At 70.9% G+C, this 22,530-nt stretch carries 19 protein-coding genes; 8 read left to right on the top strand and 11 right to left on the bottom strand.

Annotated features, from left to right (window positions below; genetic code table 11):
- Positions 1-3: 3 nt before the first annotated feature.
- The gene (locus LR394_RS32880) at positions 4-1,791 is read left to right on the top strand and encodes an ABC transporter ATP-binding protein (protein ID WP_269330188.1); all 1,788 of its coding nucleotides are present in this window, start codon (positions 4-6) and stop codon (positions 1,789-1,791) included.
- A gap of 43 nt (positions 1,792-1,834) precedes the next feature.
- On the opposite strand, the gene LR394_RS32875 is transcribed toward LR394_RS32880, so the two are convergent.
- Together LR394_RS32875 and purB are read right to left on the bottom strand one after the other, a co-directional pair.
- Complete coding sequence (locus tag LR394_RS32875) at positions 1,835-2,233, bottom strand: GNAT family N-acetyltransferase (protein WP_231448522.1); 399 nt, start codon at positions 2,231-2,233, stop codon at positions 1,835-1,837.
- On the bottom strand, positions 2,220-3,509 hold the full coding sequence (gene purB / locus LR394_RS32870; protein WP_231448521.1) for an adenylosuccinate lyase: 1,290 nt from the start codon (positions 3,507-3,509) through the stop codon (positions 2,220-2,222). The genes LR394_RS32875 and purB overlap by 14 nt, the downstream gene beginning before the upstream one ends.
- A 262-nt stretch (positions 3,510-3,771) precedes the next feature.
- Here purB and LR394_RS32865 point away from each other — a divergent pair, with 262 nt between their 5' ends.
- The 5 genes from LR394_RS32865 to LR394_RS32845 all read left to right on the top strand — a co-directional run bounded on the left by LR394_RS32865 (position 3,772) and on the right by LR394_RS32845 (position 9,795).
- On the top strand, positions 3,772-5,166 hold the full coding sequence (locus LR394_RS32865) for an amidase (RefSeq protein WP_269330200.1): 1,395 nt from the start codon (positions 3,772-3,774) through the stop codon (positions 5,164-5,166).
- Positions 5,126-6,625, top strand: a complete 1,500-nt coding sequence (locus tag LR394_RS32860) for a type I glutamate--ammonia ligase (RefSeq protein WP_231448519.1) — start codon at positions 5,126-5,128, stop codon at positions 6,623-6,625. The genes LR394_RS32865 and LR394_RS32860 overlap by 41 nt, the downstream gene beginning before the upstream one ends.
- Before the next feature lie 35 nt (positions 6,626-6,660).
- A complete protein-coding gene (locus tag LR394_RS32855) occupies positions 6,661-7,455 on the top strand; it encodes a DUF3050 domain-containing protein (protein WP_231448518.1) in 795 nt (264 codons plus the stop codon).
- A gap of 73 nt (positions 7,456-7,528) precedes the next feature.
- Positions 7,529-7,870: a 4Fe-4S dicluster domain-containing protein gene (locus tag LR394_RS32850; RefSeq protein ID WP_231448517.1), complete on the top strand. Its 342-nt coding sequence runs from the start codon at positions 7,529-7,531 to the stop codon at positions 7,868-7,870.
- Positions 7,867-9,795, top strand: coding sequence for a hypothetical protein (locus LR394_RS32845; protein ID WP_231448516.1), 1,929 nt, complete (start codon positions 7,867-7,869; stop codon positions 9,793-9,795). The genes LR394_RS32850 and LR394_RS32845 overlap by 4 nt, the downstream gene beginning before the upstream one ends.
- A gap of 67 nt (positions 9,796-9,862) precedes the next feature.
- On the opposite strand, the gene LR394_RS32840 is transcribed toward LR394_RS32845, so the two are convergent.
- From LR394_RS32840 to LR394_RS32815, 6 genes are read right to left on the bottom strand one after another with little or no spacing between them, the layout of a single operon-like run.
- Positions 9,863-10,606 (bottom strand): antibiotic biosynthesis monooxygenase family protein, encoded by a 744-nt coding sequence (locus LR394_RS32840; protein WP_231448515.1) that lies wholly within the window; start codon positions 10,604-10,606, stop codon positions 9,863-9,865.
- Between the two features lie 25 nt (positions 10,607-10,631).
- Entirely contained in the window at positions 10,632-12,158 is a 1,527-nt protein-coding gene (locus LR394_RS32835) for an FAD-dependent monooxygenase (RefSeq protein WP_231448514.1), read from the bottom strand.
- Positions 12,145-13,350 (bottom strand): FAD-dependent monooxygenase, encoded by a 1,206-nt coding sequence (locus LR394_RS32830; RefSeq protein ID WP_231448513.1) that lies wholly within the window; start codon positions 13,348-13,350, stop codon positions 12,145-12,147. Before LR394_RS32830 ends, LR394_RS32835 begins: the two co-directional genes overlap by 14 nt.
- Positions 13,347-14,306: an aromatase/cyclase gene (locus tag LR394_RS32825; protein ID WP_231448512.1), complete on the bottom strand. Its 960-nt coding sequence runs from the start codon at positions 14,304-14,306 to the stop codon at positions 13,347-13,349. Before LR394_RS32825 ends, LR394_RS32830 begins: the two co-directional genes overlap by 4 nt.
- Before the next feature lie 25 nt (positions 14,307-14,331).
- Positions 14,332-15,846 carry an FAD-dependent monooxygenase gene (locus LR394_RS32820; RefSeq protein WP_231448511.1) on the bottom strand — a complete coding sequence of 505 codons (1,515 nt, stop codon included), beginning with the start codon at positions 15,844-15,846 and terminating at the stop codon, positions 14,332-14,334.
- 58 nt (positions 15,847-15,904) lie between these two features.
- Positions 15,905-16,933 carry an acetylserotonin O-methyltransferase gene (locus LR394_RS32815; RefSeq protein ID WP_231448510.1) on the bottom strand — a complete coding sequence of 343 codons (1,029 nt, stop codon included), beginning with the start codon at positions 16,931-16,933 and terminating at the stop codon, positions 15,905-15,907.
- 200 nt (positions 16,934-17,133) lie between these two features.
- Here LR394_RS32815 and LR394_RS32810 point away from each other — a divergent pair, with 200 nt between their 5' ends.
- Together LR394_RS32810 and LR394_RS32805 are read left to right on the top strand one after the other, a co-directional pair.
- The gene (locus tag LR394_RS32810) at positions 17,134-17,916 is read left to right on the top strand and encodes an SDR family NAD(P)-dependent oxidoreductase (protein ID WP_231448509.1); all 783 of its coding nucleotides are present in this window, start codon (positions 17,134-17,136) and stop codon (positions 17,914-17,916) included.
- A gap of 37 nt (positions 17,917-17,953) precedes the next feature.
- Complete coding sequence (locus LR394_RS32805) at positions 17,954-18,277, top strand: TcmI family type II polyketide cyclase (RefSeq protein WP_231448508.1); 324 nt, start codon at positions 17,954-17,956, stop codon at positions 18,275-18,277.
- Positions 18,278-18,338: 61 nt separating this feature from the next.
- On the opposite strand, the gene LR394_RS32800 is transcribed toward LR394_RS32805, so the two are convergent.
- The 3 genes from LR394_RS32800 to LR394_RS32790 form a co-directional block, all read right to left on the bottom strand.
- Positions 18,339-19,205, bottom strand: a complete 867-nt coding sequence (locus tag LR394_RS32800; protein WP_231448507.1) for an NmrA/HSCARG family protein — start codon at positions 19,203-19,205, stop codon at positions 18,339-18,341.
- A 52-nt stretch (positions 19,206-19,257) separates the two neighbouring features.
- Entirely contained in the window at positions 19,258-19,983 is a 726-nt protein-coding gene (locus tag LR394_RS32795) for an SDR family oxidoreductase (protein ID WP_231448506.1), read from the bottom strand.
- A 29-nt stretch (positions 19,984-20,012) separates the two neighbouring features.
- On the bottom strand, positions 20,013-22,530 hold a 2,518-nt coding region (locus LR394_RS32790), incomplete at its 5' end, for an AprA-related methyltransferase (RefSeq protein ID WP_231448505.1).

Below are 22,530 nucleotides of genomic sequence, written 5' to 3'. Positions count from 1 at the left end.
CGGATGAGTACGGCTGACCCCCATCACGTGTCGCTGCGCCGGGTGGCCGGGCTGTTCGGGGCCTACCGCCGGCGCCTGTCGTTCGTGGCGGTGCTGGTGGTCGCCTCCACCCTGGTCACCCTGATCAACCCGTTCCTGATCCGGGAGATCATGGACGTGGCGCTGCCCGAGGGGCGCACCGGCCTGCTCAGCGTGCTCGCCCTGGGCATGATCGTGGTGGCGGTGGTGAACAGCTCGTTCAACGTCTGGCAGACCTACCTGGCCACCCGGATCGGCCAGCAGGTGATGCACGACCTGCGCACCGCCGTGTACGCCCACCTGCAGCGGATGTCGCTGGCCTTCTTCACCCGCACCCGCACCGGCGAGGTGCAGTCGCGCATCGCCAACGACATCGGGGGGATGCAGGCCACCCTGACCACCACCGCGTCCACCATCGTCTCGGACCTGACCATCTTCACCGCCACCGTCCTGGCCATGGCGGTGCTGGACTGGCGGCTGACCATCGCCTCGCTGCTGATGCTCCCGCTGTTCGTCTGGATCAGCCGCCGGGTGGGCAAGGAGCGGCGGCACATCACCCGCGAGCGCCAGCGCCAGCTCGCCGTGATCAGCTCCACCGTGCAGGAATCGCTGTCGGTGAGCGGGGTGCTGCTCGGCCACACCATGGGCCGCACCCGCTCGCTGACCGCCGACCTGGACCGCGAGTCGGCGAAACTGTCCGATCTCGAGGTGCGTTCGCACATGGCCGGGCGCTGGACCCAGTCGTCGGTGTGGGTGATCATGGCCTCGATGCCGGCGGTGATCTACTGGGTGGCCGGACTGGCCAACGGGGCCGGCCCGAACCAGATCTCGATCGGCACCCTGGTCGCCTTCACCACCCTGCAGACCAACCTGCTGCGACCGGCGGTGCAGCTGCTGGACGTGGGGGTGGAGATCCAGAGCTCCCTGGAACTGTTCGGCCGGATCTTCGAGTACCTGGACCTGCCGGTGGACGTGGCCGAGAGCAGCAACCCGGTCTCGCTGGAGCGGGTTCGGGGCGAGCTGCGGCTGGAGGCGGTGAGTTTCGCCTACCCGGGGGCGCACCGGCCCACCCTCAGCGAGATCGATGTGACGGTCGAGCCCGGCCGGAGCCTGGCCATCGTGGGCGAGACCGGCTCGGGCAAGACGACGCTGAGCTACCTGATACCACGCCTGTACGACGCCACCTCGGGCCGGGTGAGTATCGACGGGGTCGACGTGAAGGACCTGTCCTTCGACTCCCTCGCGGCCGCCGTGGGCACCGTCTTCCAGGAGACCTACCTGTTCAACGCCTCGGTTGCCGAGAACCTGCGGTTCGCCCGGCCCGGGGCGAGCCAGGAGGAGCTGGAGGCTGCGGCCCGCACTGCGCACATCCACGACTACCTGCAGTCCTTGCCGGACGGGTACGAGACCGTGGTGGGGGAGCGGGGCTACCGCTTCTCCGGGGGTGAGAAGCAGCGGCTGGCCATCGCCCGCGCCGTGCTGCGTGATCCGGCCGTCCTGGTGCTCGACGAGGCCACCAGCGCCCTGGACACCCAGACCGAGCTGGCGGTGCAGCAGGCCATCGAGGCGGCCAGTGCCGGGCGCACCACGGTGACGATCGCCCACCGGCTCTCCACGGTGATCAATGCCGACGAGATCGTGGTGCTGGACCAGGGCCGGATCGTCGAACGCGGCACCCACGAGCAGCTTCTGGGCCTGGGCGGCCACTACGCCGCGCTGGTCAAGCGCGATGCCGACCAGCGCGCGGAACGTCTGGCCCAGGAGGCCGACTAGTTCGGGACCGCCCTCGGGCGATCCCGAACCAGCGCGAGCGGTTTCAGGGATTGAGGACCCAGGCCGAGGAGTGCTGGCTGAAACCGATGTGCGGGTAGTACTCCACCGCGGCCGGCGCCGACAGCAGCACGACCTTGGCCGTCGGGGCCTCCTTCTGCACCGCCTCGATCAGCGCCCGGCCGATGCCGGTGCGCTGCTGATCGGCGCTCACCGCGATGTCGGACAGGTAGGTGACGTAGGAGAAGTCCGACACGCAGCGCGCCAGCCCCACCAGCCGGCCCTCGATCCGGCAGGTCACCACCAGGTTGGCGTTGCGCACCATGGCCGCCATCCGGCCGGTGTCGGCCACCGGCCGCCGCTCGCCCAGCCCGGAGGAACGGTAGACCTCCAGTACCTCCTGCAGGTCGAGGCCGGGGCCGGGCTCACGCTCAATCTGCCACATGACTCAGCATCTCCAATCGTTTGAGGACGACATCATGATGCTCCAGAAACCGCTCGGGCCGCAGCTTCCCGACGTCGAGACCGCTACGGCGCAGCAGCACCTCGAAGTTCTCGGCGCCGCGGGCGGCCCCGTCGGCGGCGGCCTGCACGCCCCGGTACGCCGCCTCGCGTTCCACCCCGCGTTCGAGCAGTTCGGCCAGCACGGCCGAGCTGTAGATCAGGCCGTTGCCCTGCTCCAGCGCCGCGCGCATCCGCCCGGTGTCCACCCGCAGCTCGGCCACCAGGTCGTCGGCCGCGCGCACCTGGTAGTGCGCCAGCATCATCGAGTCGGGCAGGACCACCCGCTCCACCGATGAGTGCGACAGGTCCCGTTCGTGCCACAGGGCAACGTCTTCCAGCACGGCCCCGGCGTGCCCCCGCAGCAGGCGGGCCAGGCCGACCAGGCGCTCGCTGCCGGTCGGATTCCGCTTGTGCGGCATCGCGCTGGAGCCCTGGTAACGGCCCGGACGGGGCTCCTCGACCTCGCGGATCTCACTGCGCGACAGCAACCGGATCTCGGTGGCGATCTGCTCCACGCAGGCGCCCAGAGTGGCCAGGGCCAGCACCATCTCGGCGTGCCGGTCGCGGGCCACCACCTGGCTGGGGGCCGGCTCGACGCCCAGCCCGAGCTCCCGGCACACCTCCTGCTCCACGTACGGGTCGATCAGCGAGTACGTGCCGACCGAACCCGAGATCGTGCCCACCGCCACGGCGGCCCGGGCCGCGCGCAGCCGGTGGATCGAGCGATCGATGGCGAAGGCGAAGCCGGCCAGCTTGTGGCCGAACGTGGTGGGCTCGGCGTGCATGCCGTGAGTACGCCCGATGCACAGTGTGTTCCAGTGCTCCTGGGCGCGGGTGGCCAGCGTGGCCCGCAGCCCGGTGGCGGCCTGCAGCACCAGGTCGCCCGAACGGGCCAGGGTGTGCCCCAGGGCCGTGTCGACCACGTCGTAGCTGGTCATGCCCAGGTGCACCCAGCGGGCCGAGTCCTCGGGCAGGCGCTCGCAGAAGGCGCTGAGGAAGGCCAGGATCTCGTGGTCGCGCTCACGTTCCAGCTCGCGCACCCGTTCGGGGGTGGGTACCGGGGCCCGGGAGATCTCGGCCACGGCCGGCTGGGGCACCCGGCCGAGGCGGCCCTGGGCCTGGGTGGCCAGCACCTCGACCCGGACCCAGGTGCGCAGGCGGGTCTGGTCGGACCACAACTCGGCCATGGCCGGCAGCGCGTATCGGGAAATCACCATCCTGGCAGAATAGGGAGCCCGGCCCGGCGGAACATATCGAAGACTGCTCTGGCGCAGGATGTCTCGGCCTGGTGGCGATGTTCGTCCGGATCGGCGCCGCAGTTGAACAGGCCCGGCGAAAGGCTTTCTCCCAGCTTGCTTCTTCCGGAGGGCCGGCCTCGGTGCGGGCCTTGTCCCCGGTCGCTGCGGTGTCTTTAGTGAAGGGGTGTCAGTCATCGCTGCAGCACCCCAACAGGATCCGGCCTTCCGGAGCGTGCGCCAGATGCGGCAGGCCCTGCTGCGCGGCGAGTTCAGCATCGCCGCGCACGTCCAGCACACGCTGGACGCCATCCGCGAGCACGACCACCTCTTCAACGCCTACGTGTCGGTCGCCGGCGAATCGGCGCTGCGCGAGGCCGCCGAGGCCGACCGGCTGGTGGCGCAACTGGGCGAGGCAGCCCTGCGGCACCGGCCTCTGCTCGGCGTGACCGTCTCGGTCAAAGACCTTGTCCAGACGCAGGATCTGCCCACCCGGCGCGGTTCGCTGCGGCCCAACCACCGGCCGGCCGAGGACGCCCCGGCGGTGGCCCGGCTGCGGGCGGCCGGGGCGATCGTGGTGGGCAAGACTCGCACCTCCGAGCACGGGTGGAGCGCCAGCACGGTCAGCACCCACGCCGATCCCACCCGAAACCCCTGGAACCGCAACGTTTCCGCCGGGGGATCCAGCGGGGGCGCGGCAGCGGCGGTCTCGGCCGGCCTCTGCGATGTGGCCCTGGGTACCGATGGTGCCGGTTCGGTGCGCATCCCCGCGGCGTTCTGCGGGGTGGTGGGCTTCAAGCCGTCGTTCGGGCGGATCCCCTACGTGCCGGCCGGCGCCGACCGGCTGTCCCACGTGGGCCCGCTGACCCGGACGGTCACCGACGCGATCGACCTGATGGAGGTGCTGGCCGGCCCCGATCCCCGCGACCCGGACTCGTGGAGTCACCCGCCGCAGCCGGTGCTGGACCCGCACCCCCTGCGAGTGGCCTGGATCGACTTTCCCGGCACCAGCGACCAGGTGCGTGAAGGGTGCGCGGAGTCGGAGCAGGTACTGAAAGCCCTGGGATACGAGGTGAAACGCATCGAGGTTCCCTTCGCCGATCCGTACCGCGCCCTGGTCGACCTGCTGGCCGCCTGCGAGGCGGCCGAAACCCCCTCGGGCGAGGACGAGCTGGGCGATCCGGGCCGCCTGGCCCTGGCCGCCTACGGGCGCACCCTGGATGCGAGTGCGGTGATCCGGGCCGAAGCCACCCGCCTGCACCTGCGGGCCCAGCTGGAGCAGGTCATGCAGGAGCACGACCTGCTGGCCATGCCCACCGTGCCGGTGAGCCCGTTCGCCCACGACGCCATTGCCCCGGCGCACCTGGCCGACGACCCGCTGCAGTGGCTGGCCTGGACGCCGGCCACCTACCCCTTCAACTTCACCGGCCAGCCCGCCGTCTCGGTGCCGGTGGGCCTGAGCGCCGACCGGCTGCCGGTGGGCCTGCAGCTGGCCGGGCGGGTCGGCGAGGACTCCCGCGTGCTGGCGGCGGCCTACCTGGTGGAGGCCGAACTCGGGCTTCCGATGACACCCCCTTCCCCCTGTGAGGAGCGACGAGATGACGTCCAGACCGTGGTCGGTGCAGGGCGAGCGAGGTGACGTCGGGCGCCCGTCGTTCGTCGCCGAGTTCGGGCTCTGGGACGAACGGCAGCGGGCCGCGGCCGCGCGGGTGGAGGTGGAACTGGCCCAGGTCGACCTGGTGCGGGTGGCCTTCTGCGACCCGCACGGCCTGGCCCGCTCCAAGACGGTTCCGGCCCAGGTCTTTCGCCGGGCCCTGCACAACGGCATGGACTTCAGCGCCGGGCCGTTCCTGTTCGACACCGGCCACGCGGTGGCCCTGGACTTCCTGAGCGACTCCGGGGTCGGGGTGGCCGAGCTGCGCGGGGCCGGCAACTTCGTCCTGGTCCCCGACCCCACCACGTTCCAGATCCTGCCGGGCCGCGAACCGCGCACGGCCTGGGTGCTGGGCGACGAGTTCCTGCGCGACGGAACGGCGCACCCGCTCTCGGCCCGCCAGGTCCTGCGCCGCACCTGCCAGGCGTACGAGCGACGCGAGCTGTCACCCGTCATCGGTCTGGAACTGGAGTGGCACCTGACCCGGCTGACCGGTGGGCCACCACCCAACACCGGCAACGGTTTCGGCGCGCAGGGCCCGGCCCCGGCGGTGCAGGCGATGAACTCGGGCTACCAGTTCAACCTGGACAGCCACTACGACTCCGTCGCCGAGGTCGTCGACCCGCTGGGGATGCTGCTGCTGGGTCTGGGACTGCCGCTGCGGACCATGGAGCACGAGTCGGGGCCCGGCCAGATCGAGATGACCGTGGACCCGCTGCAGGCCCTGGACGCTGCCGACGCCCTGCTGCTGATGCGCACCCAGCTCAAGCAGGCGTGCCGCCGCACCGGTCACCACGCGTCGTTCATGACCCTGCCCCGGCTGGACAGCTTCGACCCCAGCGGCTGGCACCTGCACCAGTCCGTGGCCAGCACCAAGGAGCAACGCAACATCCTGGCCGGCGCCGGCCCCGAACCTCTCTCGCAGGAGGGCCGCAGCTACCTGGACGGGCTGCTGTCGCAGGCCCGGGAGCTGTGCCTGCTGTCGGTGCCCACGGTCAACGGCTACCGCCGGATGGACTCACAGTTCACCCTGTCGCCGACCACCGTGAACTGGAGCCCCGAAGACCGCAGCGCCATGGTGCGGCTGGCCGGCGCCGGGGCCGCCCGGCACCTGGAGAACCGGGTAGCCGAGCCCTGCGCCAATCCCTACCTGGCCATCGCCGCCCAGCTCAGCGCGGGTCTGGACGGCCTGGCCCGGGGAGCCGGCCTCGCGCCCGGCTACCCGGCCCTGCCCACGTCTCTGCGCGAGGCGCTCGAGGACTTCCGCACGAGCCCGGCGGCGCGGTCGCTGCTGGGCGCGCCCCTGCAGGCCTGCCTCACCAAGCTCAAGGAGAGCGAGGCCGAGCGGTTCGAGAACTGGTGCACCGCCGAAGGTCTCGATCCCGGCGAGGTCACCCAGAACGTCACCGAGTGGGAGCACCGCGAGTACTTCGCTGCCTTCTGACCCATCCCCCCGCTGGAAACAACGAGAGGAAGAACATGTCGCGCTACGACTGGGGCGAGACGAACCCGGGAATCGAGAAGCTCAAGGAGGCGATCGAGCCCGCCCGCCAGAAGGTGGTCAACCACCCGATCTACCAGCAGCTCAACACCAAGGAGGCGGTGGTCACCTTCATGGAGCACCACTCCTACGCGGTGTGGGACTTCATGTCGCTGCTGAAGGTGCTGCAGCGCAGCCTGACCTGCGTCGAGGTGCCCTGGGTGCCGACCGGCCACACCGGCAGCCGGCGCCTGATCAACGACATCACCCTGGTCGAGGAGAGCGACGAGCTCGGCAACGGGTTCATCAGCCACTTCGAGCTCTACCTGGACGGCATGCGCCAGTGCGGCGCGGACACCACCTCGATCGACGCCTTCATCGACCTGCTGCGGGCCGGGCGGCCGGTGCCCGCGGCGATCGAGGCGGCCGGGGTACCGCGGCCCTCGGCCGAGTTCATCCACCAGACCTGGGCCTTCATCGACGACTACCCGGTGCACTGCCAGGCCGCGGCCTTCGCCTTCGGCCGGGAGGACCTGATCCCGGACATGTTCGACCAGGTCGCCGCGCTGAAGGAGGAGCACGCCGACCTGTCCACGTTCGTGGACTACCTGCGCCGCCACATCCAGGTGGACGCCGAGGAGCACACCCCGATGGCCATGCAGATGCTGGCCGACCTGTGCGGCGACGACCAGGCCAAGTGGGCCCAGTGCCAGGACACGGTGATCGAGGCCCTGGCCGCCCGGGAGAAGTTCTGGGACGGCATCCTCGGCGCGATCCTCGCGCGCTCGAACTGACATCCGACCGCTGCGCGCCCCGGGTCCCCACCGCGGACCCGGGGAGCCCTCACGAAGCGAGGTGTACCCGAACGTGGCCACGGACCAGAAGGATCGCAAACCCGCTGCGAACAACGGCCGGGACGAGCGGATCGCCCAGCGCTCCCGGCACGAGAACTGGAAGAAACCCCCGCGCCGGATCGAGAAGTCCGAGTGCATCACCTGCGACCTGTGCCTGCGCAACTGCCCACCGGAGTTCGGGGCGATCTTCGACCGGGGCCTGGACGTGGTGATCGTGCCGGAACTGTGCTCCGGCTGCCCGGCCTGCGTGCTGGTCTGCCCGGTCGACTGCATCTACGTGGACGAGGACTGGCAGGCCACGGAAACCCCGGTGTGGGACCACATCGGCCTGACCGCGAAAGGAACCGCCCAGTGAGCCTGCCGACCGGCCAGAACGCGGCCGGGCCCTCCCGGCGCGAGCAGATGAGGAAGGCCCGGCAGAGCCGGCGGCCCAGCCGCCTGGGGCAGAGCGCCGGAGCCGCCCTCAAACCCGACTACCTGGTGCCCGAGGACGCCGGGTTCCCCAGCCTGCTGAAACGCACATGGCAGGCGGCGCTCGCCGCCGCCGACCTGTCCGACGCGCTGGAGTCGCTGCTGACCCTGGACGGCCACGTGCCGGCGGACATCCAGTTGCGTGCGCTCAGCCCGGCCCAGGCCGGTGCCGTAGAAGTGCTGTTCGGACGCTCCTGGCACCCGGGACTGGACCAGTCCCGTACACGTCCGGCCGTTGCGACCGGCTCCGGCCAGACGTCGGCTCCCGGTTTTCTGGGCGAGATCGCCCTGGACACCAGTGGACGGGTGCTGGTGCGGGTACCTTCGGCCGCGCCGCTGGCCCGCACAGGCAAGCTGGTCAGCGGGGTGATCCGCGTGCCCTGGACGAGCGCGGAGGTGAGCGCCTACCGCGACCGGATGCAGGAGCAGGCAGTACGTTTCACCGCCGGAGTGCAGGACGCCCGGGGCTGGCTGAACAACCAGGGCGACGAGGCCCGCGAGCAGATCATCGACCAGCTGAAGGAGGCGGCGCTGCGCACGGCGCCGTTCGTGCTGTACAGCGGCGACCGGCAGTACACCAACTTCCGCGAGCACAACACCCTCACCGGCAAGACCCTGTGGCCCGGGCACCCCGACTGTGCCCTGAGCAGCCTGTCGCAGGTGCCGGTGGCGGTGTGGTCGGACGAGGACGTCCTGCTGGTGGTCGGCCTGCACCTGCTGATCCGCTCGAACGGGTTCGCCCGGATCGAGGAGGCCAACGGCACCCAGCTGTCCCTGGACCACGTGGCTCACCTGCTGGAACGAACCCGGCTGGGCTACAACGACGCCGACCCCGAGATCGCGCCGGTGCCGGCCGCGAACGGCACCGCCGTCACCGATCTCGACACCCTGGCCGGTGACCTGGCCGCCCGCCGGCGTCACCTCGTCACCCGGGTGCAGCTGTACCGCGAGATCCACGGCCCGCTGATGCACAAGATCGAACGCGTGGCCGACGCCCCCGGGCCCGGGGTGCGCCGGCGCGAGGCAGAACTGTGCGCCCGGCTCACCCAGCACCTGCCGCTGACCGGCAGCACGCTGGAGGAACTGCAGCATCAGCTCGCCGAGGCGCCGCAGTGGCTGGCCCGGCCGCACGGGCAGTACCCGTCCGGCCTGGAATCGCTGGTGTACGAGACGGTCCGGGCCAGTTCCGAGGTGTTCCGGACCGACATGGCGATGAGCCGGGGGATGCGCTCGCTGACCCGGCTGGTGCAGGCGCTCAAGGACGAGCAGTGGCCCACGATCGCGGCCTGGGACACCCCGAACTTCTTCTGCTGTGTGGTGCCCACCCGCCAGGCCCTGGCCCACTTCGGTGACTCACCGGCCCACCTGGCCGACGCCAGCTGGGCGATCTCGGCCCGGATGCACTACAACTCCTGGCACTTCCTGGTGGGCAATCTGCCCAAGGTGCCCGAGATCGCCGCGCGGGACTACTTCGTGCCGCCGGTGATCCCGGACATCGCGCACTACTCCGACCAGCACCATCACGGGCACGTGGCGGCCAAGGTGCGCTTCAGCATCCGCAGCCCGCAGTCGGTGCGGGTGCTGGGCCGGCCGCTCAACGGGTTCGTGGACCTGCGGCTGCTGCGCTGCGAGGGCCCGGCCTTCGAGGAAGCCGATCTCCTGGCCGCGCATCGCACCTCGGCGTTCGTGGCGCAGGCCACCGGCCTGGGCGCGGACCTGGTGGCTCAGGGCGAGGACATCGAGATCTCGACGTTTGACTCGCAGTGGCATTGGGACCAGATCGCCGGCCCGGACCCTCGAACCCGATGAAACGCGAAGACGGTGTCCCCCGGATTCAAGGGGACACCGTCTTCGGTGCTGATCGGGTCAGCTCAGGTCACGAGGCGACCGGCTGCTCGGCCGAGCGGGAGTGCACCACGCGGTAGGTGTTCCACTCCACGCTCGTGGTCAGGGCCTTGCGGCGCTGCTGGTTCCTGCGGCGGGCGATCTCGAACTCACCGGGAACGCTGCGGTGGTGACGGTCGAAGCTCGCCTTGTCGGCCCACTGCGAGTACACCACCACGAAGTCGTTGTCCTGCCCGGCAGCCTGCAGATCTCCGCTGCCCTCGCCGATCCCGCGGGCCCGGATGCCGCGCAGGACGGTCTGCGAGCGGTACCCCGGCACGTCCACCAGCCAGTCCTGGCTCGTGCGCAGGGTCTCGATCAGTTCGCCCTGGCGGGCCGGCTCGACGCCCAGCACCTCGATGACGGTGTAGTCGTCGCGATCGGGTGACAGTTCGGTGACCCCGCCCAGCGACGGGTGGCGCTGGCTGGCCGCGACCTCGGTCTGCATCAGCCTGACGTACGTGGTGATCTCGTGGAAGACCGGCACGGTGCGGTGCTTGAACTCGTCACCCTGGTAGCGGGACTCCAGGTCCTGCTTGCCGCGCCACTGGATGAAGTTGGCCGTGCCCATCTTGTCCTGCCCCCGGTGCACGGTGCTGGAGATCCAGCCGGGGAAGGCGGCCTTGTCGACGATCGAGCTCATCTCCCGCACCAGCCGGTCCACCCGTTCGGGGGCATCGGTCTTGAACAGGTTCAGGACGGTCAGGTAGCCGTCTTCCGGGTCGATGAAAGGCATCGTTCTCCTCGAACTCTCGTAGTGGTCAGCGAATCGGGGACGCGGAGGCGGCAGTGACCAGTTCGGCGTCCGGGAGGCCGGCACCGGGCTCGCCGAACCACCGGGTGAGGGCCTCGGCGAGGCCCTCGGTCTGCGGGCCGTCGGCCACCCAGGCGATGTAGCCGTCGGGACGGATCAGGACCCGGTGCACTCCCGGCAGCCCTTCGATCTCGGTGGCCGGAAGGTCGAGAACCTTTACCCGGCCGGACCATCCACCCGCTACAGCGACCGGCTCGCCCAGGTTCAGCAGGACGCCCTGCCCGGAACGCAGCAGGTCGAACACCCGGGCCGGGCCGTCGGCAGAGGCACCCAGCGGGGCGTCCGGCACCCGGCGGCCCAGCAGCGGGTGTTCCGGGCCGCCCACCTCGTAGCGGATGTCCAGCCCGGTCACCATGCCGACCAGCAGCTTCTGCACGCTCTCGTAGGCCAGCAGCTCGCCCATCACCTCGCGCAGCGGGTCCATCTCGTCGCCGCTGAGGTACAGGGTGCGCTGGGCCAGGGTGTTGGTCAGGATCCGGGCGCCGACCGGGTGGCGTTCCTGGTGGAAGGTGTCCAGCAGGTCGTCCGGGGCCTGGCCCTTCAGCACGGCCGCCAGTTTCCAGCCCAGGTTCACGGCGTCGCCGATGCCGGCGCTCATGCCCTGGGCACCCACCGGCAGATGGATGTGCGCGGCGTCGCCGAGCAGGAAGGCGCGGCCCTTGCGGTACTGCTCGGCCTGCCGGCTGGCGTCGGTGGTGTAGCTGGTCCACAACGGCTTGCCGGCGCTGATGTCCTCACCGGTGAGCCGGTTCCACGAGGCAGCCACCTCCTCGAAGCTGGGCGGCCCGTCGGTGCGCCGCCGGGCCCCGCGTTCGTACACCACCACCCGGCTGACCTGCGGGCCCATCGGCAGCACCATGACCATGCCGCCGGGCACGCGCTCGCCGGAGAAGCGCGGACGCAGCTGGAGCCCGGCCACGTCGGCGAACCACATCTCGATCGTGGCGTCGGTTCCGGGGAAGGGGATGTCGAGTGCCCGGCGTACGGTGCTGCGGGCTCCGTCGCAGCCGGCCACGTACCGGGCGCGCAGGGTCTGCGGGCCCTGGGGACCTTCGACCTGCACCTCTACCGGGTCGGCCGGATCATCGGGCTGGCTCAGGCCGGTGACCTGCTGCTCGCGCCGGACCTCGGCGCCCAGGCCACCGGCCCAGCCGGCCAGGATGCCCTCGGTCATGGACTGCGGCTTGCCCCGGGCGCCGTAGGAACCGCCCTCCAGCACCCGGAAGTCGATGGGCAGGCCGCCGAAGTGGCCCACCGGAATGGTGTCCACCGTGCCGAAGCGCGGTAGCAGCCCGCGCTGGTCGAACTCCTCGATGGTGCGGGCCGAGAAGCCCAGGGCCCGGGACTGCTGCATCGGCTCGGCGAGCCGGTCCAGCACCAGGACCTGCACCCCGTTCAGGCGCAGTTCGCCGGCCAGCATGAGCCCGGTGGGCCCGGCCCCGATGACGATGACATCGGCGTCAAGTTCTGGCATGTTGCATCCTGCCTTCCACGGTTGAGAGTTGGTCGAGGTTGCCTGCCGTGCGTTCCAGGTGGGCCCGGGCCTGCGGCTGGGCCAGGACCTCGCGCATCAGTTCGCGCAAGGGCTCGACCCGCGCGTCGCCGAACAGCAGCAGTGCCTGGGCCGCCACGTGGGCCAGCACGTGCGCACCGGCGCGATGGCGCTCCTGGTGGTAGCGCTCGAGCCCGTCGGGGTCGGCGTGCCCGTTGCTGACCGCGGCCAGTTTCGAGCCCAGATTCACAGCGTCCTGCAGGCCCGCGTTGAGGGCCTGCCCGCCGATCGGCATGTGCCAGCGGGCCGCGTCCCCGGCCAGGAAAACCCTTCCCTGGCAGTAGGTGTCGGCCTGGCCGTACCCGTCGTGGAAGGAGTCGAGCCACAAGGGCCGGGCCGGCGTGAGGTCCTCCCCGGTGACCTCGCGCCAGGTGCGCACCACTTCCGCGAACGCCGGCACCCGGTAGAAACCCTCGTCCTCGGCCACCGGCGGCTGGGAGGCGGCGTACATCATCACCCGAGTGACCCCGTCCCGGCTCACTGCGGTGGCGAAACCGTTGGGTAGACGCTGGAACCTTCGCTCCGGCAAGGAAATACCGGTGAGATCGGCCCGCAGCAGGCGCCGGGTCGGGGCCGTGGCCGAGACCGGGAACCCACCCAGGTGCCGGACGGTGCTGCCGGCGCCGTCGCACCCGATCAGGAACCGGGCCCGCACCGACCGCACCCGTTCCTGCGGCTCGTGCCCCTGGGGCTCGCGGACCTGGGCCAGCACGTGATCGGAGTGCTGTTCCAGGCCGGTCAGCGTTCGGCCCCGGGCGATCACCACGCCCAGTTCCTGGGCCCGCTGGGCCAGGACGGCCTCGGTGCGGTACTGCGCGATCTTCCAGTTCCCGGCGAAGGGTGAGTCCAGACCGCCCAGGTCGAGCGGGAACCCGGCGAAGTGCCCCCGGGACTCCCGCGTGGCCTCCTCGAGCAGGTGCCCGAAGCCGCGCTCGTGCAGGAGCTCGGCGGTGCGGGTGCTCAGCTGACTGGCCCGTGACTCCTGCATCGGGGCGTGGAGTTGCTCCAGCACGAGCACCGGCACCGCCGCCCGGGCCAGCTCGCAGGCCAGCAGCAGCCCCACCGGCCCGGCCCCGACGATCACCACCGGGGCGGCGTCGACCTCAGCGGTCACGAGCCGGCCGGCGCCTGAGCCAGGGCCTGGGCGTGCGCCTTGGCCGCGTGCAGCGTGGTCATGCTGTTGCCGCTGAGCGCCTGCCGCACCATGGCCTGGGCGCTCTCGACGGTGGCGTCCGGGCCCAGCACCTCGCTGATCCGGGACCGGTTGAGCTGCACCGTGTGGCGCGAGCTGACCTGTACCTCCTCCGGCCCGGCGGGAGTGATCAGCCAGCGACCGGTGTGCAGGTCCATCAACGCCGGCAGGACGATCTGCTTGTACACAATGCTGCGGTGCGGCCGGCACACCCGGATCGAGCGGGTGGTGTGCGTGGACCCGTCCTTGGTGGAGGTGTCCATCTCCAGGACCTGCAGGCCCGGGGTGTTCTCCTCGAGCCGGACCCGGGCCACGTGCGGCAGCCGCTGCGACCACAGCTGGGCGTCGTTCAGGAAGTCGTACACCCCCTCGGCCCCGGCCTGCACCGTTACCGTGTCCTCGAAGGTGAACAGCCGCCCTGCAGAACTCGCTTCGGCCCCGGCCTTCAGCGCGCCCAGTTCGGAGGTGCTGTTGCGCTCCACCGCCTGGCTGATCCACTCCAGGTCGGCCGGGTCGTCGCCGGCGGCGAAGAAGTCGTGCAGCAGACGCACCCGGCAGTGCGCGTCCGACAGCGGCTCGACCACCCAGCGCCCGCCCATGCCACCGACCGGATGCTGCGATTTGCGCTGCCGGAACGAGACACTCAGCGCCGCGGGGTCGTGCACCCGCTCGGACGTCCAGGTCTTCGCCTCACCGTTGGCGGTCGCCCAGATCTGGATCTGCTCGGTGTCGCCGCGGCGGCTGAGGCTCTCGGCGTGAATGGTCGGCGGAAAGATCTGCGGCCACGAACTCACGTCGGCGACCAGGGCGTACACCTGGTCGGCCGGCGCCTGCACCTCGACGGAATGCTCGGTCTCACGAACGGTTCTGGTCGTCATGGTGACTTCCTCCGGTGACGTCGGCTCAGCGGCTGGTGGTCAGCGGGCGCTCGCCGGCCGCGAGGCCGGACGCCGAGGCGGGGCCGAACCAGCGCTCCAGCGCCGTGGTCAGGTCGTCCTCGGTTCCCGGCGCGGCCCAGGCGACGTACCCGTCGGGGCGCAGCAGCAGCGACTCGGTGACGATCGAGCCCTCCTCGGGACCGGCCGGCACCTTGTTCACCTCGACCACGTCCACCCGGTCGGCCCAGGCGGCGGCCGTAGCGCTGGTGGCGCCGCTGGAGTCGGCGGTGATCAGGACGCCGCGGGCCGGGCGCAGGTACTGCGCCACCGGCCGGTCGGTGCCCTCGCGCAGGTCGAGCCGGCGATCGGGCATCCGCCGGCCCACCAGCGGATGCGACGAGGCGCCGACCGGGTAGCGGATGTCGAAACCGCTGACCATGCCGGACAGGTGGCGGGCCACCTCCGGCAGGGCCATCAGTTCCCGCACCACCGAACGGATCGGCTCGGCCGGGCTGCCGGCCAGGTTCAGGCGGCCCTGCGCCCGGGTGTTGCGCAGCACCCGCTCACCGACCGGGTGCCGTTCGTCGTGGTAGGTGTCCAGGAGCGAGTGCGGAGCCCGGCCCCGGACGGTGGCGGCCAGCTTCCAGCCCAGGTTCACCGCGTCCTGCAGGCCGATGCTCATACCCTGCCCGCCGGCCGGCAGGTGGATGTGGGCCGAGTCGCCGGCCAGCAGCACCCGGTTGCGCCGGTACTGCGTGGCCTGGCGGGTGGCGTCGGTGAAACGGCTCACCCAGCGGGCCTGCCCGTGATGGATGGAGTCGCCGGTCAGCCGCTGCCAGGCGTCCGCGACATCGCCGAAGCTGACCTGCCGCTGCTGGTCGGGGGGATTACCGGTCTCGCAGACGATGATCCGGAAGTACCCGGAGTCCAGGGGCCCGGCCATCACCATGCCGTTGGGCAGCAGTTCGCCGATCATCCGGGTCTTGATCTCGCAGCCGCTCACGTCGGCCAGGTACATCTCACAGGTGGCGTCCGAGCCCGGGAACTCGAACCCGGCCAGCTTGCGCACCAGGCTGCGGCCCCCGTCGCAGCCGACCAGGTAGGCGGCCCGGTACTCGATCCGACCGGCCGGGCCGTGCACCACCGCGGTGACCGAGTGCTCGTCCTGCTCCAGCGAGCTGAGCTCCTGACCGCGCTCGATCCGGACCCCCAGCTCCAGAGCCCGCTCCTGGAGCATCTCCTCGACCTTGAACTGGGGAACGCCCCGCACCCCGAAGTGCGAACCTTCCAGGATCGAGAAGTCCAGGGGGATCCCGCCGAAGTGCCCGGTCGGCGAGATCTCCACGTTCTCGAGCCGTTCCAGGAGACCCCGGGCCTGCAGGAGCTCGGCCGCCCGGGCGGTGAAGCCCAGACCCCGCGACTGCTCGGTGCGTTCGGTGAACCGTTCGACCACGGTCACCTCGGCGCCGCCCAGTCGCAGCTCCGTGGCCAGCATGAGCCCGGTGGGCCCGGCGCCGATGACGATGACGTCTGTGTCCATGCTCAGTCCCTGACGAGAGTCGTTGGCAGGATGGGTGAAGTACTGGGTTCTTGAGCGCTCAGACCGCGACGGCCTCGATGATCGAGACCGGTGAGCCGGTGGGGGTGCAGCCGGTGACCTTCAGCCCGGCCTTGGCGAACAGGTCGGTGTACTGCTGCAGGGTGCGCTCCTGGGCGCCCAGGAGCAGCAGCAGCCACAGGTCGATGACGGTGCCCGGGTGGTGCTGGTTGGGATCGTCCAGCACGTACTCGATCACCAGCATCCGGCCGCCGTCGGCGATCGCCTCGCGCACGTTGCTCAGCACCCGCAGGCAGTCCTGCTCGGAGAAGTCGTGCAGGATGTGCTTGAGCACGTAGACGTCGGCCCCGGCCGGCAGCTTGTCGAAGTAGGTGCCGTTGCGGATGGTGGCCCGGTCCTGCACCCCGGCCGCCGCCAGCACCGAGGGGGCCTCGCCGGTGGAGCGCTCGGCGTCGAAGAGGATGCCCTGGGCCTGCGGGGCCTGCTGCAGGATGCCGGCCAGAAGGGTGCCGCGGCCGCCGACCACGTCCACCACGGTGCGGTAGGGGGAGAAGTCGTAGGCGGCCACCACCGGGCCGGTCTCGGACTCCGACATGCTGCGCATACCCAGGAAGAACTCGCCGGCGTACTCGGGATTGGCCATCAGGAAGTCGTAGGCACCCATGCCCCGCAGCTTGGGGAGGTTGGCCTCCCCGGTGCGCACCGACGTCCCCAGGTGGGCCCATTCCTCCCACATCAGCGGGTGCCCCATGAGCAGGGCCAGGCCCCGCATGGAGTCCGGGGCGTCCTCCCGCAGCGACTCGCCCAGCGGGGTCAGGGCGAAGCGGCCGTCGTCCTGGGCGCTGAACACCGAGTAGCCGCTGAGGGTACGCAGCAGCCGGTGGGTGGCCTCCGGGTCGGAGCCCACCCGCTGGGCGATCTCGCCGGCCGAGAGCGGACCCTGGGCCAGGACGTCGGCCACCCCGAGCTTGGCCGCCACCGAGACGGCCTGGGTGATCACGGCCCCCTGGATGAGATCGAACAGGGCGTAGGTCGCCGACAGATCACGAACTTGCGGGGACGCGGTCACGATTGCCTCCTGGTTGGCAGCGGCATTGGGGCCGACCCTAGGTCGGTCCAATTTGCCTCTGCAACCGCCCATCTCGTTCAACCGGACCGGGGTGACGGTTGAACGCCGCAGTGCCGCAACGGCATCGAGTGCGGCTCGAGCCGGAATGCTGGCGGGCCGCCAGAATGCAGCGAAAGTGTCTTACGGACGGGAGGGTCACGATGGCGGACAACGGACGGGTTGCGCTGGTCACCGGGGCGACCAGCGGAATCGGCCTGGCGGTGGCCGAGACCCTCGGTGGCCTCGGGTTCCGGGTGTTCATCTGCGCCCGCAGCCAGGACGCGGTCACCGAGACGGTCGGCAAGCTGCGCGCCGACGGCCACGACGCGGACGGGGCGACGGCGGACGTGCGCAGCCCGGAACAGGTCACCGATCTGGTGGCGCAGGTGATCGAGCGCTACGGGCAGATCGACGTGCTGGTCAACAACGCCGGCCGCAGCGGTGGCGGGGTGACCGCCGAGATCGCCGACGAGCTGTGGACCGACGTGATGGCCACCAACCTCAACAGCGTGTTCTGGGTGACCCGGGAGGTGCTGCGCCAGGCCGGGCAGACCGAGCGCGGATGGGGCCGGATCGTCAACATCGCCTCCACCGGTGGCAAGCAGGGCGTGGCGTTGGGCGCCCCGTACTCCGCCTCCAAGCACGGGGTGATCGGCTTCACCAAGGCCCTCGGCCTGGAACTGGCCAAGACCGGGGTCACCGTGAACGCGGTCTGCCCCGGCTATGTGGAGACCCCGATGGCCCAGCGGGTGCGGCAGGGCTACGCCGCCCACTACGCCACCACCGAAGAGGCGATCCTGGAACGCTTCCAGGCCAAGATCCCGCTGGGCCGCTACTCCACACCCGAGGAGGTCGCCGGGATGGTGGGCTATCTGGTCACCGACGCCGCCGCCCCGGTCACGGCCCAGGCGATCAACGTCTGCGGCGGGCTGGGCAACTACTGAGCCCGGCACCCGCCGGGCCCGAAGGGGAGTGAGCCACATGCACAGCACACTGATCGTGGGCCGGATGCGGCCGGAGTCCGCGCAGGACGTGGCCCAGCTGTTCGCCGACTTCGACCGCAGCGACCTGCCGCACCGGATGGGCACCCGGCGCCGGGAACTGTTCACCTACCAGGGGCTGTACTTCCACCTGCAGGACTTCTCCGAACAGGACGGGGGCCACCGGATCCAGCAGGCCCGCACCGACCCGCGCTTCGTCCGGATCAGCGACGACCTCAAACCCTTCATCGAGGCCTTCGACCCGGCCACCTGGCGCTCGCCGGCCGACGCCCTGGCCTCCCGGTTCTACCACTGGCAGCCCTGAGCATGAGAAAGGCCCTTGGCGCTCTGCGAAGAGCGCCAAGGGCCTTTTCTATGCGCCGGATTCAGTGCCCCGGGCTGGTCCAGTGCTCGGCCAGCCAGGCCTGCAGCGGGATCAGGTCGCTGCGCAGGTTCCGTAGGGCGGGCAGATCGGCGTGGTAGCCGTCGGCCTGGAACCAGTCGAACATTCGGGCCAGGTCTTCCCGAGCGATCCGCAGCTTCTCGATCGAGAGCGGGACGTAGTTCACCGGCCGGCCGCAGACCGCGGCGAACGCCTGGGCCATCTGCGGGCCGGTCAGTTCGTCACCGGCGATCTCCACCTGCCGTCCCAGCCAGGTGCCGGGGGAGTCGAAGGCGTCGGCCGCGAACTTGGCGATGTCCGCCACCGCGATCATCTGGACCGGCAGTTCCGGGGGCATCCACAGGCCCAGCTGCAGGTGCCCGTCCACCGGCCGGGGACCGATCTCCTCGAAGATCTCGTGGAACATCACCGGCCGCAGAACGGTGGCCGGCAGCTGGATCTCGGCGATATGGCACTCGATCCGCCACTTGCTCTCGAAGTGCGGGATGCCGCTGTCACGCTCGGCGCCCCCGACCGAGCTGTACACGAAGTGCCCCACCCCGGCCTTGGCCGCCGCATCGGCCACGGCCTTGCCCTGGCGTTCCTCGGCCTGCGCGCCGCCCGGGCCCCGGAAGGTCTGCACGCTGAACACCCCGGCGCAGTCCTGCATCGCGCTCAGCAGGGAGGAAGCGTCCTCGAAGTCCCCGCGAACCAGGCTCGCTCCTTCGGCCTGAACGGCCTGGGCGGGCCCGGCGTCCGGGTTGCGCACCAGAGCCCGCACGTCGTACCCGCGGCGCAGGAGTTCGCGGGCCACCGCACCCCCTTGCCGTCCCGTGGCCCCGAGCACCAGGATCGTTCCGTTCTCAGTCACTGTGCTGCCTCCGTCTGCGCTGGTGTGCGCTTGAGGTGATCCGGTGCAGTGCTCACCACGGCACCGTGCCTTCCTGGGCCAGGCCCGCCCCGGTCGGGCCCTCCGGGCCGAGCATCGCCAGCCGCACCACGACGGCGGCCCCCTGCGCCGGCGTGCCGCGGCCCCGGTGGCCGTTCATGTCGGTGGCCACCACCCCGGGGTTGGCCGCATTCACCTTGATCCCGGCGTCTTCGAGTTCCTTCGCGTAGGCCAGGGTGATCGCGTTCACCGCGGCCTTGGACGACTGGTAGGCCAGCAGGTTGACCTCGGCGAACGGGGACGCGGGGTCGGACATCAGGGTGAGGGAGCCCATGTGGCTGGAGAGGTTGACGATCCGCCCGGCCGCCGAGCGTCGCAGCAGCGGCAGCATCGCGTTGGTCACCGTGACCAGCCCGAAGACGTTCGTCTCGTAGGCCTGGCGGATCTGCTCGTAGCTGGTCAGACTCGGCGCCCGGCTGAAACCGGCCACCCCCGCGTTGTTGACCAGGATGTCGAGACGACCGTGCTCGCGTTCGATCTCCTCGGCGGCCTGCTGCACGCTCTCGGCGTCGGTCACGTCCAGCCGCAGCGCCGGCGCAGTGATTCCCTCCTGCGCCAAGGCCTTGACCGCCTGCCGGCCTCGTTCCTGGTCACGGGCACCGAGCCGGACCAGGACTCCGCGCCGGGCGAGCTGGCGGGCGGTCTCGAACCCGATGCCCTTGTTAGCCCCGGTGACCAGCGCGATCGGTGGTGATGACATCCCGGCTCCGATTCCTCGTGAACAGTGATTCAGCCGCGGCGGACGTGACGTCCGAGCTTCCACTCGATGCACAGGCCCGGCCCGGTCCAGGCGCTTCCCCGCCGCAACTGCGGAAACACCCGTTCGTGCAGCAGGTGAGTGACGAGCTCGGTGCGCACCTGCGGGTCCTGGACCTCGGCCAGGTACTCGCGCTGATTGGCCGGCACCAGGGCGGTCATCAGGCTCTCCTCGGCGAGGAGCTCGAAGGTGCGGCGCTGCACCACGCCCTCGAAACCCGGCTCCAGAGAACGCGACACCGCCTGAACGGTCTGCGGGCTGGGCAGAATCCGCCGGTCGGCCCGGCGCTGGGCAGCGGCCCGATCGGCCTGATTGGTCACCGCCGCCAGTTCCAGGGCCCGCTTAACTGCGGCCGGCACCGGGCCGGGCCAGCCGCCGCGCCCTTCCAGCAGGTTCAGCCAGTACCCGCGCAGCATCCGGTTCGGGTCGTGGAAGAGCAGCGAGCCGGGATAGGCCGGGCCCAGGTCCGGTGCGCTCCACGACAGCAGGCCGTCGGGCCGCAGCACCTCCTGGAGAGCGCTCGCTGCACGGCCCATGGGCTCGGGCCGCAGCAGGTGAAAGACCATGTTGGCCATCGCCGCGTCGACCTGCCGGCCGGCCAGGACCTCGGACAGGGAACGGAACCGGCCATGGGTGTCGGTCAGCGAGTGGAAGCGGGTCCACGGGAAGCCGGCCAGAAGGTCGTACCCCCGGGCGTACCAGGACGAGGGGATGTCGACCAGGTGCAGCTCGAACGAGGCGCCTCGGGCGGCCAGCAGCTGCGGAATTCCCTTTTCCAGGGCTGATTTCAGCAGCTCCAAGGCTGCGAACCCGGTTCCGGCGCCGTAGTCGAGGACTCGTACCACGTCACCGGCCTGGGCAACGGCGGTGCGTGCCTCGAGTGCGGCCAGCACCTGGTTCACCACGATCGCGGTGGCGCCGGCGGCCCAGCCCCGCGGCCGTGCGAGATCACCGTCGAAGTACAGCAGCCGGTGCAGGTGCTCGCCGTCCGAACGGTCCAGGGTCTCGGCCGGAACCCACTGGTGCTGGCCGAGTCCCGGCCGCCGGGTGGTGGTGAGGGCCGGCCCTCGCACGACGAACCGGTTCATCGAGACCGCCACGAACGGGCCGGTGGAGGGGTAGCGCCGCTCCTGGTGCCCGGTCTGCTGCAGCCCGGCCAGGGCGGCGCAGCGCAGAAAAGCGGCGTGCTCGACCGGATACTGGTGCGAGAGGCCGTGATAGGTGTCGAAGGCCGGCGAGTGCAGACGGCCCAGGTTCTGCCGGGCCAAGGCCGGGGCCACGCAGTGCGCCTCCAGCACCACCAGGCCGAAGTCGCGCACGTGCGGGGTCCAGCGGCGCAGGTGCCGCACCAGGTCGGTCTCCACGTCGGTGGAGCTCAGCGCCCGCCCGTCCGGGCCCACGTAGGCGCCGCTGGCCCAGCCGGGCACGGCTTCGGACGGCCCGGACGGTTCCGGCTCGCCGACGAAGGTGCGGTCGTGGTCGATGAACGAGCGGATGTGCAGGCCCTGCTCGATCGCCAGCCCGTGCCCGGCCAGCAGTTCCTTGAGGGAGCCGGGATCGGTGATGTCGCCGGTCAGCAGCAGCGGATCCTCGATCCCGGCCTCTTTGAGCACCACGCGGGCGCGTTCCAGGGCCACCGGGCTGGCGTCCACCCCGATGTAGCGGATCGAGTCGCCGAACAATCCGTGCAGGTGCGCCAGCCAGCTGCCGTCTCCGCAGCCCATATCGGCGATGAACCGTGGACGTAGGGGGCCGGCAAATGCCTCTTGGATCAGTGGGTCGGCGTCGGCGAAGTAGCGTCGGTGGGCGGCCCCGCTGGCGCGGACGTTGAGGTCACGATGGCAGTGCCACTCGTGGCCGCCCGGGCTGACCACGCGCTCACCGCGACCCAGGGCCTCCAGGGCGGCCAGCATCGGCAGGTAGGAGCCGACCAGCCCGAAGTGATCCACGAAGTCCAGCCCGGCCCGGCCCTGTGCGCTCCAGGCGCCTTGCTCGTCCAGCCAGCCCACCAGCGTGAGCAGGCGGGCGGTGTCGCCGTCGGGGCGCCGCAGCTTGTCCTGGGCCTGGGCCGACAGCAGCGCCGGGACCAGCAGGGCGCCGTCCAGGTGGGTCACCACGAGATGCCCGGCCGGCATGGTGTTACGCCAGCGCGTGTGCTCGTCGATCTGCCGGCTGAAGGCTTCCTGGGTGCCGGAATCCCAGGGTCGGGCCCAGGCCTCGCTGTCGGTGGCGGTGAAGCCGGACAGGAACTCGCCCAGCGAGCGGTAGCGGTCGCGGTGCTGCAGCGCGAAACGGCCGCGGGCGGTCCAGCTCGGAGTGTCAGTGCCCTCCGTCCATCCGGAACTGGCCAGGGCTCTCCAGGCCACCCGCAGGTAGCCTGAACCAGGGAAAGATGTTGTGGAGGTGGGATTGTGCAGCAGCCCCAGTGTGTCCAGGGCCCGTACGGTGGAGGCCAGAACCACTCCGTCCTGATACAGGAAGGCGGACCGG

The sequence above is a fragment of the Kineosporia babensis genome, from assembly GCF_021129305.1.
In the GTDB taxonomy this organism is placed as follows: Bacteria; Actinomycetota; Actinomycetes; order Actinomycetales; family Kineosporiaceae; genus Kineosporia; species Kineosporia babensis.
This window is presented reverse-complemented; position numbering and strand designations above follow the sequence as displayed.

Excerpts from the sequence above, each read along its gene's own strand:
- LR394_RS32820 (WP_231448511.1), bottom strand. The coding sequence starts at position 15,846 with ATGGACACAGACGTCATCGTCATCGGCGCCGGGCCCACCGGGCTCATG.
- LR394_RS32865 (WP_269330200.1), top strand. The coding sequence starts at position 3,772 with ATGCGGCAGGCCCTGCTGCGCGGCGAGTTCAGCATCGCCGCGCACGTC.
- LR394_RS32855 (WP_231448518.1), top strand. The coding sequence starts at position 6,661 with ATGTCGCGCTACGACTGGGGCGAGACGAACCCGGGAATCGAGAAGCTC.
- LR394_RS32875 (WP_231448522.1), bottom strand. The coding sequence starts at position 2,233 with ATGTGGCAGATTGAGCGTGAGCCCGGCCCCGGCCTCGACCTGCAGGAG.
- LR394_RS32810 (WP_231448509.1), top strand. The coding sequence starts at position 17,134 with ATGGCGGACAACGGACGGGTTGCGCTGGTCACCGGGGCGACCAGCGGA.
- LR394_RS32860 (WP_231448519.1), top strand. The coding sequence starts at position 5,126 with ATGACGTCCAGACCGTGGTCGGTGCAGGGCGAGCGAGGTGACGTCGGG.
- LR394_RS32805 (WP_231448508.1), top strand. The coding sequence starts at position 17,954 with ATGCACAGCACACTGATCGTGGGCCGGATGCGGCCGGAGTCCGCGCAG.
- LR394_RS32825 (WP_231448512.1), bottom strand. The coding sequence starts at position 14,306 with ATGACGACCAGAACCGTTCGTGAGACCGAGCATTCCGTCGAGGTGCAG.
- LR394_RS32795 (WP_231448506.1), bottom strand. The coding sequence starts at position 19,983 with ATGTCATCACCACCGATCGCGCTGGTCACCGGGGCTAACAAGGGCATC.
- purB (WP_231448521.1), bottom strand. The coding sequence starts at position 3,509 with ATGGTGATTTCCCGATACGCGCTGCCGGCCATGGCCGAGTTGTGGTCC.
- LR394_RS32880 (WP_269330188.1), top strand. The coding sequence starts at position 4 with ATGAGTACGGCTGACCCCCATCACGTGTCGCTGCGCCGGGTGGCCGGG.
- LR394_RS32840 (WP_231448515.1), bottom strand. The coding sequence starts at position 10,606 with ATGCCTTTCATCGACCCGGAAGACGGCTACCTGACCGTCCTGAACCTG.
- LR394_RS32835 (WP_231448514.1), bottom strand. The coding sequence starts at position 12,158 with ATGCCAGAACTTGACGCCGATGTCATCGTCATCGGGGCCGGGCCCACC.